The sequence below is a fragment of the Niastella sp. sgz303648 genome, from assembly GCF_059587045.1.
On sequence record NZ_JCAPSW010000032.1, the window covers coordinates 20598 to 32737 of the forward strand.

Genomic DNA, 12140 nt, shown 5'->3' on the forward strand with positions numbered 1-12140 from the left:
CGCTTAACCGAAACATTCAGAAAAAAATGACGGCATTCATATCAAAACAAACAAACTTCTAAACATAGCTGATAAACGAAAAAAATATAAATATGGCAATAAACATTTCAACAATAAAATTAAATGCTTCTCTTGACAAAGTTTGGGATACCTTGACAAAACCAGAAAAAGTAAAACTTTGGCAATTCGGTAGCGACTTAATTACAACTTGGGAAGTTGGCAGTAGCATAGAATTCGTAACAGAATGGGATGGTCAAATTTTTAAACAATGGGGTAACGTTTTAGAAGTCAGACCAAATGAATTTATAAAATATAGCTTGTTTGCACCAAGGCCCGACCTTGAAGACAAGCCCGAAAATTATTTTATTATGAACTATGTTTTGACAGCAGAAAATGGTCAAACAAAACTTGAAATTATACAAGAAGACAATAGACCAAACGCTGTTCAAGAAGAACCACAAGGCGAAGAAAACCCAATTTTACAATCATTCAAAAACATTATTGAGACGACATAGACAAAACAACGAACCGAAAAATATTCAACTGCAGTAATTCTATTGGGCTTTTGTACCGGGCTGACGGATCACAGAATACCAATTGCTTCAACGGTGCCTACAATTTAGAACGATCCCTGCCAAATACTAATTATTAAAGTACTTCGAACCCACTAATTATTTGATAGTCAAAGTTTAATTCAAAAAGTGGTTAACCACGTGAAAATCATTCGAACAAGAAAAAGCCTTCAAATCCAACGACTTGAAGGCTTTCTCAATTTTTTGCGGACTGGACGTTTCTCGAACCGTTTCTTAGCCGATCTGCATTTGGTTGCTGAACTAAGTGCTTAACACTTACGTCGTTAAATTGGTATTTTACTGAGTGTCTGTTAAACAAACACCGGATGTCACTAGGGGCCGGGGTCTCGACTTTAACCTTCCATCAGGGCCATGTTTAACGCATCTTCAATATGGATTCGAGTTGTGTCGAAGAGTACAGTTTCGCAATCCAACGGCATGAATAACGTAAGCTCTGTGCACCCAAGTACCACCCCCTGTGCGCCGGAATCTATGAGTCTATTGATAATATTGGTGTATTCAATCTTTGATTGAAGTGTCACAGTTCCCCAGATTAGTTCCTCGTAGATTATCCTGTCCATCGTCGCGCAGTCGAATGCATCTGGGACGATTGTTGTTATGCCGTGTTGAGCAAGACGTTCAATATAGAATTTTTCAGACATAGTATAACTTGTCCCAGTCAGCCCAATTCTGTTTATGCCGGCCATTTTTATTCTTTGCGCGGTTGAATCAATTAAATGTAAGAAAGGACGTGTAAGGCTAGCCACTATTTTATCAGCTACACGATGCATGGTATTTCCGGCTAATAAGATGAAGTCTGCGCCTGCTTTTTCTAAGGCAAGAGCTGCATCGACGACAATCTTTCCTTGTGCATCCCAGTTTACATTTTGACGTAGTTGCCAAATTTCCCCGCCATCAACTGAGAAAATAATTATTTTGGCTTGATGTTGGCGATTAGTGCGGTCGCGGATGCCCTCATTAAGTGCCTTGTAATAAACTACAGTAGACTCTGGACTCAAGCCGCCAATGATACCGATGGTTTTCATTTCCCTTTTATTTACTTAAACTCTTTTAACTTCCCGGCTCAAAATAAACAACCTAGCCTCTCGACATCGTCGTAGTAAAAATCTGAAAAGGTGGGCCGCCGACAAACTTGACAAAGGGGAAGGTTTCCCCAACTTTTTCACTTGATCCATAATCCTTGAAAATACATTTTTAACAAGAATATTTCGAACTAAAAAGGGCCTTCAAATCCAACGACTTGAAGGCCCTCGTAAATTTGGGTCGGTACAACTGGACAAGTCGAACCTGTTAATGAGGGATTTAAAGGTTTTAGGGGATTTTGTAAGCTTCATGGGGACTTGATAAGCATAGAATTGACCGTTTTAATTTCATGCCAAAATGGCAAAACTCGACCAAGCAGCACAAAAATACCTTCTCTTTATATGTTTTTAAGTCTTTAACTGATAAAGCCAAGCTATTTTAGTATGACAGTTCATGACCTAAATCAAGCTATCCAAGAATGCAATGATGGACATCTAAATTTTAATTTTGGTGAAGTTAGAGCATTCTTGTCTGAGAATAAGTGGTATCCACTTATTAATCGGGCATTAGAAATCGCTAATGAAAATAATGACCTGACAACAGACCGGGCTTTAGTACAACTTGTATATTTAGGAGTGTGGACCAGAATTAAAGATGCGACTTTTCATAATCAGTTACCCATTGGGATAGATGATAATGAAATGATCAATGAAACAAAGAAATTGGCTGTAACACTTTTTAAACTAACTAACTGACTATTTTGTGAGACATCCAGTGAAATTACTTTTCTTGAGTTTTATTTTAATTCACTCGTAAACTCTGGTATTCGAATGGTAGGTAAAAAATAACTTACCACTGGAGCACTGAGAAATATGCAAACGACATTCAAAGTTAGGACACAATTAAATTACTATGGCATCAACATTTTGGACACTTGAAGATGGCCGTGGCTTCGCTCGAAGATGGACAGGAATGGCCTATATGTTAGAGCTTATAACTAATGAACTAAAAGAAATTAATGGTGCAGAAGAATTTTATGAATATCTGGAAAAATTTGTCTTTCGAGAAGAAAAGGGAGATGAGTATAACGGATTTGGTGGTTTCATTAGATGGAATGAAAATATTATGTTCAATATTGATTTAAGAACCTTTGCACCAAAAAATCGTGAATATTTCTGGCTGGCGACGCAAAAGGCGTTAACCAAATTGAAAATACGGAATGAAAATCAAAACGAAGAAATTGATCTCCTCTTGACCACTTTATTGGATATGCATAAAAGAATCAAGAATGGCGAAGATCCAATGCTGTTAAATCATATGAACGTAATAGAACCAGAACCGAATGAAAGACTTGGGCCTGGATGGTAAGAAATAGTGTCTTGAAGAAATGTAAATGACCTGAAACAGCTACGAAAGTGAACAACAGAATAAATTTGCACTTTAGTTTATCTAATCGACTACAGTTAGGGCTTGATGCTGATAATTAAGCAACATAATATATTCTCAACAAAAAACTTTAATCGATTTCGGGACAACTGGCTATTCGGTAGCACACAGTACAAAACCAACAAACATGGAAGAATTAAAAAAAAAGAATCGTTTTTTTAAAACTCATTTTGAAAACTATCATGATTTAAAAAAATTGGGAATGCTTCCAGCGAAGCATTCCCAATGACTGGTGAGAAATTTGTTTATTTAACGATGAGCTTCTTAGTGAAACTGCCTGCTTTCGAATTTACTCTAACGATGTAGATCCCTGTCTTAAGCTTCGAATTGATCTCTATCTTATTACCCTGCGCGTTCTTTTCGTAAAGCTTTCTGCCCAGGTTATCATAAACTGTTACGACTGTATTTTCGGAAATTTCCGGAAGAAGGATCGTAAACCGTCCTCCACTGCTGGGGTTCGGATATAGGCTAAAAGCATTCTCATTAATATTGACTTGCGATGATACTCCGGTAACCATCCGGGCGCCTGCTCCCGGAATGAACGGAGAGAGATAGTTTCCGGCGATTACCTGTTGTGTTATGCCCGGGCCCTGCCAGGCTACAGCTACATTATCTCCACCGGTAGCTTCCTTGTGAAGGACTTCAATGTAGTACTTCTGCCCGGCAACCAGGTTAATGGTAGCGGACTGTTGTGTGCTGTACTTATTCCATTCTCTCGAGTTCGTCCATCCGCTCACGTAAGCTATTCTTGAGGCATTAGCCGCGTTGTCGTTGGTGCTCAGGTATAGATCGGTATTATCATCTCCGGCTACCCAGAAAGTGTAGCTTCCGGTTGCAGGAGGATAGATATAGCCGCGGATCCTGGTTCCATAGTTATCTGCCCAGTTTGTGGGGCCTTCGAGGCTGGTGAGCTGCCCGCTGCCGGTAGGATTGTTTGGATAATTGGCACTGGATGTCAGGTTGCTAATAGCAGTTCCGCTGATTCCGGTCCAGTATTCTCTGAGTATGGAGCCGGTAACTGCAACGTTAAAGGTCTGTGTACTTTGGCATCCCGCGCTATTGGTGTAGGTAGTCACATAGTTTCCTGCCTGGTTGGCCTGGATATTCCCAATGTATACTTCACGGGTGGTAGCACTAAAATTATTCGGCCCGCTCCAGCTCCATGATCCTCCTGTTACAGGTTGTGGGCCAAACATCACCGAGCCTCCCTGTGCCACATTAGCTGTTGCAGTTTGTTGCCATGAACCACCATTAATCTGAACGTATGGAGTGATGGCAGTAGGCGTACAACCTCCTGATTCGACAACAACCAGGCCCCGTCCTACTGTACTCATATATGCACGTCCGAATACGTTCATATCTCCCATTACAAAATTACCGTTCCCCACGCCTCCCCACTCATGCGCATCGTCATTTATTCGTGTCCAGGAAGCGCCCTGATCTGTAGAACGGAACATACCTTTAACTCCGCTAACAGTTCCCCAAATGTAGACAGTGGGATAAGTAGCTCCAGTTGCAGCTTTACCAAATCCAACAGCTTTGCAATAAGTAACATTGGGAACAGTTGTCCATGAGGTTCCATTATTTGTAGTATAGGTTAATCCATTCGCCAACGCTACCCATACATGTCCCTCATTACCGGGAACAGCCCTTGCCCGAATTGAACCACCTGAGCCAGGATTAGATGAAGAAGCTGTAAAACTTACACCTTTATTGGTACTTACTAAAAGCTGTCCGCTACCAGGATTATAAATATAGAATTTATTGGCATTAACGTAATCTGCTATTGGATGAGCATCCTGCACATTAGTAACTCCTGTACTTGTCCACGTTGTTCCATTATCGGTTGAATAATAAGTGGTACTTGAGCCGGCAGGACAATGCAGTGTTGTATTCCCATCTGCCGACAATGCGACTTTCCCATAGGAACCATTAATAGTAGCCGATGTTGGGAAGGTTGCTCCCTGATCGGTAGAGTAATATATTTTATCTGTAACCCTCACCACTTTACTGGTGTTGTTCGCGGCATATGCCAGGCCACTGTTGGAACTGGCAGCCGGAGTCATATTCCTGGTCGGATAGGCATAGATATCAGTGTACAACGCTCCGGCCTGGTCTCCTACTCCGGTTATGAGAGGACCACCGGGAATGCTTATAGCGTCAAGAGGTACCGTTTCCTCCAGTCCTTTTACATCAAATTTCCAGGAAGGGTTGGATGCATTGACATCATCGCAGGTAAACAGTCCATTCCCCGACATAACCCTTACTTTTGCCGTATTCGACGGATCAAAGTCAATGCAATCTGCCCAATGTACCCCATAGGGAGCGATCCAGCCAATGCCATTGGTGTTCAGGGTGCTTGAGGACGTCAACTTTGAGGTCCAGGTACTTCCTCCATCGGTAGATAAGAAAATAAAATCCCCCCATGTGTCGCCAAACTCGTTATTATTCCAGACGTTAACCGTCGAAACAATAACCCTGTTTTTATTTGTCGGATCAACACTTACTCCTCCATAAGGGTAATTATTCCCATTTGGAGTAATGTTGGTCCAGGTTCCGGTAGCAGTTGCAAGTTTGTAAACTCTTCCGCTGGTGCCGTTCGAGGGACCCTCAGAATCCGCCATTGTTACATATAAAGTAGAATTATCAGAAGATAAAACAGCTCTGTGTGGCATAAATGCATTATCAGGCTGAATGGCAGTGAAAGTGTTACCACCATCGGTACTTTTGTATATGTTACCGGCTCCCGTGCGGGAAACTCCTATATAGATAGTTTTGGTAACTCCTCCCGAAACACTGGAAGGATCAAACACTACAAAGCAGATCCCGTTTCCGTTACTGGTAGTTGTTACTCCGTTCCAGGCCAGTGTCCAGCTGGCTCCTCCGTTGGTACTTTTAAACAAACCATTTGATTGTGTTCCGCAAAAAAGGATGTTACTGTTATTGGGATCCACAGCCAGACGTTCGCCATTACCCCTTCCCAAAGAATTTCCGTGAGTCTTAAATTGTGAAGTTACCTCCACTACGGAAAATGTATTTCCCTTATCTGTGGATTTTAAAATTGCTGTTTTCCCACCGTTAAAGTAATCAGTCCCGCAAAATAGATATAGATTATTTGCATTCTGAGGATCCAACGCCAGAGATTCCACTCCCTGGTAGGTTAATTCATCCTCAGAATTCCAATCGAGCAAAGGAATCCATTTTGAATTTGTGGCATCCCAACGGTAAGCGCCTCCAACATCGGTGCGACAGTAAACATCACCTGAAGTTGGATGATGTACGATCCCTGTTATAAAACCGCCTCCGCCAAAGGCTACATTCCCAAATGTTTGCGCAATTAGTTTTGTTTGTGAAAAGCAAAAAAGAATCAGCAAAAAAGCCACTATAAATCGTGGCGGACAATAAAAAAAGCTGCAATCGTTCGTCTTTGTCATAAACGTGGTTTTTAATTGTAAATGTTGTTTATAATTGATTCATAACTTAACTCCGTTTCACTTTTAATTACCACCGGCTAACAACGCATCAATTGTGCGTTGATCTTTTACTGTGTTATTCCGCCTGTCTACGGCGCCGCCTGTATCCTACCAGAAAGGTTTTACACCGTGCGCCAATGCCTGTTTAGTTACGAAGGTTATCCAGTAATCTACCGCAGCCTCGAGTGTGGGCAGATCCTGGGGAACATGAGCGGAACCATCACGCCTGTAAGCGCCATACTCACCCATCAAAACCGGAATTCCTTTATCAACAAATTTTGTTTTTATGTTATTGAAGTCAGTAATGTGGCTATCTTCTTCTCCCCATGTAGCATTACGATCAGGCTCTATGGTTGAATGATGGCCGCTGCCCCAGTAGTAAAACATTTTACCCCACCTCGCATCTTCACTCAGGAAACAAAACTGTGCGGGCGTATAGTTATGTATTTCAACCATCAGGCGAGTGGCCGTCGTTACTCTTCTTGCCTGTCCGTTTTCAGCGTTTATGTTCAAGACTATAGAGCGAGTAGAACCCGTTTCATTAGAACTTGCCGCTATTAGAAACCCCACTAATTTGACCATGTTGATTTTCTTTTTTTCCGAGCCAGTCGTTTTGGATGATTTCATATTTTCGAGTACATAATAAATGCAGAAACGCGTCAGTCCATCGGTTAGAAGAGCCTTGCAGTTCGGATAGAAAGAAGAAGTTGATTACGTTTTATGCCCGGGAACATCGTTTCACCGGAAGTACTAATTGTGTGGAGAAAATTGGCAAAGCGAAAAGAGCGATCCTTTGTTTGGGTGCGCGGTAAGATGTTCCACAAAATGACATTACATAGGGATAAACCCCAGAGGTTTAATGGCAGCAATGGTATTTTCATAACAGCAATCTTTCTCTTAATTGATGCTGTAAAACTACCCGGTGATTCTTTGAAGCAAGGTGCTCAAATGTTGCAGACTATGGCAAAAAATGTTGCAGATTATCACTTTGATAAAATTTTTGGCCTGAGGTCATTTCAGCGGTCGAATACTGTATCGCTGCCCTCTCTTCATTTTTACTGAAAGCACGAAATCATCAACTTCCTGTTTTGCCCTGGCTCCATTCACCAGGAATGGCCTGTTGTTCCTGTTCCGGCACACTCCATCTGTGGCGGCCGTGATCGTAGCTTTGCTCAGCTTCCCTTCTGTCCATTGTATATCTACCGTAAGGCCGCCCCGGGCTTTCAGTCCTTTTACCTCCCCTTCTTTCCATGCCGGTGGCAGCCCGAAAATTTCACTTTCCCGTATTCTATATAAAATGGGAACAATCACTTTGCTCCATCAGTCAAAATCTGGTGCAATTCATTCTTACGATACTCTATATTTTCAAGCACGAGACCTGTGTATGCATCTTTTGTATATCTAAGTAAATAGTCTCTGGTATAAAAAAACAAACCAATTAACATTGAGAATCTTTATCATTATATTGACTGCTCTAACAGCCCTGACAAGTTGTGAAGGATTTTTAAGAGTGACCGGGACTGTTTATAGGACTGATAATGGCATCAAAAAGCCCCTTGACAGTGCTTGCACGCTGTTTTATGGCAGTTGGGTATGGTATTTTCGGAATCATTCTTATTTTTAACGCAGCACAACAAAGTGCCTCGACATTCATGATAAACCTTATTGGCATAGGTCCGTTTTAAGGAACAAATCAAGTATGCAGGTCGAAGACCTCTGAAACCTGCATTCAATGTACCATCTGTTAGATGTTGTTGTTATTTTGTCTTACTATTTTCTTTCTGTGGTGTAGTCCCCAATCACGCAACGATTTCATTACGTCATACAAAGTTCTTGCGTGTTCTGTAACTTCATATTCAACTGTCGGTGGAAATGTGTCGTAAACAGTCCGTTTGACAAGGAGATTCATTTCTAAATCTTTCAATTCCTTAGATAGCATTTTATCACTAATGCCGTCAATTTCTCGTGCAATTTGCTTAAAGCGCTTTGCACCGCCTGACAGAGAAAACAAAATTGGAAGCTTCCAATATCCGTTTAATACTTCCATTGCATCTTTTATTGCACGCATAGCTGTTGCATCGCATTTGATTGTTTTTGAACCGCTCATATACAGCAAAATTAAATACTTACTAAAAAGTAAGTGCTAACCATTTGGTTAGTACTTACCAATGGTTAGCAAATTTACATAGTTTTGTCAGTAAATATAATTGCGTCATCTGGGCACGAAAATAAAACATATCAATTTTCATGAATAAAGACAAAAAAATCTACTGGACAATTACCATTATCACAATGGTTTTGATTGTGGTGCCTTCTTATTTTGCACCCCGTGAATACTTAATTGAAACGATTCGCAGAATGGAATATCCAGGCTATTTCGCACTTGAATTAGACATTCTCAAAATCGTTGGTGCAATACTTATACTTATTCCTGCTATTCCTGCAATGTTTAAAGAATGGGCTTATGTTGGTTTCGGAATACTCTTGCTTTCTGCAAGTTTGGCACATTGGCTTGTTGATGGCCCTGTAAAAGGTATTGCACCGCTTGTGCCATTTACAATACTCTGCATGTCATACTATTACTTTAGAAAACTGAATTATGCCAACTAAACATGTTGCTATAACCTCAGTTTTGTTTTTCGTCTTGGTTAGTGCTTTTAGGTATTCAGCCAAAAACAAATTACAATTCCAGCCATACCCATCAAAGAGAAATTGCGAAAATTGATTGTTCAAAAGCCAGTAAGGTATTCGTATAAAAGCAGACCCAATATACACGAAAATTACATTGAAACTGCTTTCATATGCTTTGTTTCAGCAGCGAATGCTTTAACTACCCAGTACGATTGTAATTTAATATCTTGCTTTATAGTTTCCCTAGTTATTTTATTTCATTGCATCATTCACGGGCTGGCTGTCTACAAACTGCTCAAAGCTGATTATTTTACTGTCTTTTAATTTCCAAACGTGAGCAACTCTCGCTCAAAACCATTATTGTCGATGTGATAAACACGAAACAGCCCCTTTGTCACAAACGCTTCAAATTTGCAAACTTCGCCCTCCCGCAAAAGAAACTCTTTCTTCTTAATCTCTTGATGATGGAACAGATTGCAGAATTGTTCCAGTTCTTTTTTCGAGAGAGATATGTGGCTGGCTATATTTTGTATGAGCAATGCTTTCATTTTGGGGGGTGTTCACAAATCTAAATATAGAAAATAAAAACGTATGCGTTGCCCTAACTTACATCGATTACAATCAGAGAAGGGCAATGTTCAAATTTGTTTGTCAAGCCGGTCGAACGAAGTGTACACAGGTATGCCCGTTTCAGGGGATTGCGGATTGACAAGATCACGGCCAAGGAACTTCTTGTACTTCATCTGCAACATTTCTTGCCATCGCGCCTCAAAGAACATCGGGGTAGTTTTACAGCATTAATTAAAAGAAAGATTGCTGTTATGAAAATACGTCTGCTGCCACTACCCTTCCCAGGTTTAATATCATTTTGTAGAACATATTTGCATGCACCCAGACATAGGATGGTCTTTTCGTTTTACCAGATTTCTGCACACAATTAATACCGACTTCACTCCGGTTAGCCATCAGCAAATGTTTCATTTGTGCACCAATTCCCGAAAGCTGTAAAGGTCATCGTTAATTGAAAGGGTTTTTACAAAAAATTTTAGTTGATTATGTATTTAAATTCTCCTGTAAAAGGAAAAACATATCGCTCACTTTTGATTGTCCTTTTTTTGATTGTCAATTCCGCAATTACCCAAGCACAGGATCCTAACTTACACATTTACCTGGCATTTGGGCAATCTAACACGGAAGGCGCAGGTGCAATTGAAAGCCAGGATAAAGTTGGGATAGTTGAACGTTTTAAAGTAATGGGTGCCGTTGATTGTACTGGCGATCACCCACATGCATTTGGAAAATGGACAACAGCCACCTCTCCGTTGGTACGTTGCAATACAGGCCTGGGCATCTCAGACTACTTTGGGCTAACAATGGTCGGGGAACTTCCTGGTATTAAATCGGGATCGTGCCCGTGGCAGTTGCCGGGTGCAGTATAGCCCTGTTTGATAAAGTGAACTATGCATCATACGTACAATCAGCGCCTTCATGGATGAAAGATATTATCACCTCTTATGGGGTAATCCTTATGGCCGGTTGGTTGAAGTAGCAAAACTTGCTCAAAAAAGAAGGTGTAATTAAAGGGATTATTTTCCACCAGGGCGAAACCAACACAAACGATCCTGAATGGAAAAATAAAGTGGCAGCTGTGGTAAAGAACCTGAAGGCAGATCTTAAGTTAGGCGATGTGCCTTTCCTTGCAGGTGAGTTGCTGGCTTCTCCTGGTGCCTGTTGTAGTTCTCACAATGTGGAAGTAAATAAGCTTCTTTCGCTGATCCCAAATGCATATGTTATTTCATCTGTTGATCTGCAGGGAGCGGATGCAGCACACTTTACTTCTGCCTCTTATAGAGAGTTTGGAAAGCGTTACGCGAAAAAAATGATTGAAGTATTGGGGCTTCTTACCTGTACACCTACGACCATCACACCTGACACCGGGGAACCACCGCTTAGAGTTATTTTGGGTGAACAGCCTCTTCAATGGGTAAAAAATTTATATGATAAGGATCAACAACTTATTTGTTAAATCCTAGTCATAAAAAAAGGCTCTTCTAAAAATGAGAGCCTTTTTTTATACATATCTTGGATCAAGTCAATTCTTGGGGATGCAAGCAATATCTCTTTTTTAAAAGTTAATTTCTGATAAACGACTTTAAAATAAGGGATGGGCATTTGCCGATTTTTCAGGCATTTCCTGAATTACATCCCAATGTTCGGCAATCTTATTGTTTTTAACCCTAAAAATTTCGGTAATGGCCGTTGTTTTACCAGTTGCTCCATAAGTTTTTACGTGCAAAATAACTAAGTCACCATCGGCGACTATATGTTGAAAATTGACTTTTCCTTTCGGAACGTCTTTTAGCCAAACTGTAACAGCATTTTTTAAGGCTTCTCTACCATCTGCTAACGATGGATTGTGTTGTATATAATTTTTTTCAACAAATTTGTCAATTACCGAAAAATCTTTATCACCAAATATTTTTTGATAAAAATTAACCACCATTTTTTTGTTGGCGTCTTCTTGCTTCAGGTCTCTTTTTGTTTGTGCGTTTGCCGAAAAACCAAGGGCAAAAAGTGCAATTATCACTACAGAGTTTAGAAATACCTTGTTCATTTTTGTAATGTTTAAAATTGATGATGTAAAGATGCAATCATCGAATGCCCCAAAATATTGAACAAGTTCAATAAATGATATCTGCCTTAATTTCTTTTTAGATAAATGTTTGTGATGCGCGAGCCCCTGTCATTATTTCTATTAATTGCTTATTACAGGGGCCCCGGTAGACTACTCAACTAATGAATATCGGATATCAACAAAGCGATATACTGAATTTGTAAATAACCTTGAACTCAGAATCATATAAAATGTGAAAGCCCGCTTCTGAAGCGAGCTTTCACATTTCCTTAACAGTCGGGACAACTGGACAGATTTCTATCGCGCTGTGCAAAGTCCGTGAGGTGGGGATTTTGAAAA

At 40.4% G+C, this 12140-nt stretch carries 13 protein-coding genes; 6 read left to right on the top strand and 7 right to left on the bottom strand.

From position 1 onward, the window contains the following. The first annotated feature begins 92 nt into the window (after positions 1-92). Complete coding sequence (locus AC59IL_RS38335) at positions 93-515, top strand: SRPBCC family protein (protein WP_496557551.1); 423 nt, start codon at positions 93-95, stop codon at positions 513-515. A gap of 410 nt (positions 516-925) precedes the next feature. On the opposite strand, the gene AC59IL_RS38340 is transcribed toward AC59IL_RS38335, so the two are convergent. Next, complete coding sequence (locus tag AC59IL_RS38340; RefSeq protein WP_496557552.1) at positions 926-1618, bottom strand: aspartate/glutamate racemase family protein; 693 nt, start codon at positions 1616-1618, stop codon at positions 926-928. Positions 1619-2059: 441 nt separating this feature from the next. On the opposite strand from AC59IL_RS38340, the gene AC59IL_RS38345 reads away from it, so the two are divergent. Next, the gene (locus AC59IL_RS38345; RefSeq protein ID WP_496557553.1) at positions 2060-2371 is read left to right on the top strand and encodes a hypothetical protein; all 312 of its coding nucleotides are present in this window, start codon (positions 2060-2062) and stop codon (positions 2369-2371) included. A gap of 157 nt (positions 2372-2528) precedes the next feature. Continuing rightward, entirely contained in the window at positions 2529-2984 is a 456-nt protein-coding gene (locus tag AC59IL_RS38350; RefSeq protein WP_496557554.1) for a hypothetical protein, read from the top strand. Positions 2985-3307: 323 nt separating this feature from the next. On the opposite strand, the gene AC59IL_RS38355 is transcribed toward AC59IL_RS38350, so the two are convergent. The 4 genes from AC59IL_RS38355 to AC59IL_RS38370 form a co-directional block, all read right to left on the bottom strand. Next, a complete protein-coding gene (locus tag AC59IL_RS38355; protein ID WP_496557555.1) occupies positions 3308-6496 on the bottom strand; it encodes a T9SS type A sorting domain-containing protein in 3189 nt (1062 codons plus the stop codon). Between the two features lie 147 nt (positions 6497-6643). Beyond that, positions 6644-7048, bottom strand: a complete 405-nt coding sequence (locus tag AC59IL_RS38360) for a cellulase family glycosylhydrolase (protein WP_496557556.1) — start codon at positions 7046-7048, stop codon at positions 6644-6646. Between the two features lie 498 nt (positions 7049-7546). Continuing rightward, entirely contained in the window at positions 7547-7846 is a 300-nt protein-coding gene (locus tag AC59IL_RS38365) for a glycoside hydrolase family 95-like protein (protein WP_496557557.1), read from the bottom strand. Positions 7847-8279: 433 nt separating this feature from the next. Continuing rightward, entirely contained in the window at positions 8280-8642 is a 363-nt protein-coding gene (locus AC59IL_RS38370) for a winged helix-turn-helix transcriptional regulator (protein WP_496557558.1), read from the bottom strand. A gap of 140 nt (positions 8643-8782) precedes the next feature. Here AC59IL_RS38370 and AC59IL_RS38375 point away from each other — a divergent pair, with 140 nt between their 5' ends. Further along, on the top strand, positions 8783-9145 hold the full coding sequence (locus tag AC59IL_RS38375) for a DoxX family protein (protein WP_496557559.1): 363 nt from the start codon (positions 8783-8785) through the stop codon (positions 9143-9145). 341 nt (positions 9146-9486) lie between these two features. Here AC59IL_RS38375 and AC59IL_RS38380 read toward each other — a convergent pair whose 3' ends face one another. Then, complete coding sequence (locus AC59IL_RS38380) at positions 9487-9714, bottom strand: hypothetical protein (RefSeq protein ID WP_496557560.1); 228 nt, start codon at positions 9712-9714, stop codon at positions 9487-9489. A gap of 507 nt (positions 9715-10221) precedes the next feature. Between AC59IL_RS38380 and AC59IL_RS38385 the strand changes: the two genes are divergently transcribed. Both AC59IL_RS38385 and AC59IL_RS38390 read left to right on the top strand, forming a co-directional pair. Beyond that, positions 10222-10605, top strand: coding sequence for a hypothetical protein (locus AC59IL_RS38385; RefSeq protein ID WP_496557561.1), 384 nt, complete (start codon positions 10222-10224; stop codon positions 10603-10605). 116 nt (positions 10606-10721) lie between these two features. Then, positions 10722-11192, top strand: coding sequence for a sialate O-acetylesterase (locus AC59IL_RS38390; protein WP_496557562.1), 471 nt, complete (start codon positions 10722-10724; stop codon positions 11190-11192). Positions 11193-11318: 126 nt separating this feature from the next. Here the strand turns inward: AC59IL_RS38390 and AC59IL_RS38395 are convergent, their stop codons facing one another. Next, complete coding sequence (locus tag AC59IL_RS38395) at positions 11319-11780, bottom strand: nuclear transport factor 2 family protein (RefSeq protein WP_496557563.1); 462 nt, start codon at positions 11778-11780, stop codon at positions 11319-11321. Between the last annotated feature and the right edge of the window lie 360 nt (positions 11781-12140).

What these genes read in the sequence shown, in the direction of transcription:
- AC59IL_RS38335 (WP_496557551.1), top strand. Translation starts at nt 93, where the DNA reads ATGGCAATAAACATTTCAACAATAAAATTAAATGCTTCTCTTGACAAA.
- AC59IL_RS38340 (WP_496557552.1), bottom strand. Translation starts at nt 1,618, where the DNA reads ATGAAAACCATCGGTATCATTGGCGGCTTGAGTCCAGAGTCTACTGTA.
- AC59IL_RS38345 (WP_496557553.1), top strand. Translation starts at nt 2,060, where the DNA reads ATGACAGTTCATGACCTAAATCAAGCTATCCAAGAATGCAATGATGGA.
- AC59IL_RS38350 (WP_496557554.1), top strand. Translation starts at nt 2,529, where the DNA reads ATGGCATCAACATTTTGGACACTTGAAGATGGCCGTGGCTTCGCTCGA.
- AC59IL_RS38355 (WP_496557555.1), bottom strand. Translation starts at nt 6,496, where the DNA reads ATGACAAAGACGAACGATTGCAGCTTTTTTTATTGTCCGCCACGATTT.
- AC59IL_RS38370 (WP_496557558.1), bottom strand. Translation starts at nt 8,642, where the DNA reads ATGAGCGGTTCAAAAACAATCAAATGCGATGCAACAGCTATGCGTGCA.
- AC59IL_RS38375 (WP_496557559.1), top strand. Translation starts at nt 8,783, where the DNA reads ATGAATAAAGACAAAAAAATCTACTGGACAATTACCATTATCACAATG.
- AC59IL_RS38380 (WP_496557560.1), bottom strand. Translation starts at nt 9,714, where the DNA reads ATGAAAGCATTGCTCATACAAAATATAGCCAGCCACATATCTCTCTCG.
- AC59IL_RS38385 (WP_496557561.1), top strand. Translation starts at nt 10,222, where the DNA reads ATGTATTTAAATTCTCCTGTAAAAGGAAAAACATATCGCTCACTTTTG.
- AC59IL_RS38395 (WP_496557563.1), bottom strand. Translation starts at nt 11,780, where the DNA reads ATGAACAAGGTATTTCTAAACTCTGTAGTGATAATTGCACTTTTTGCC.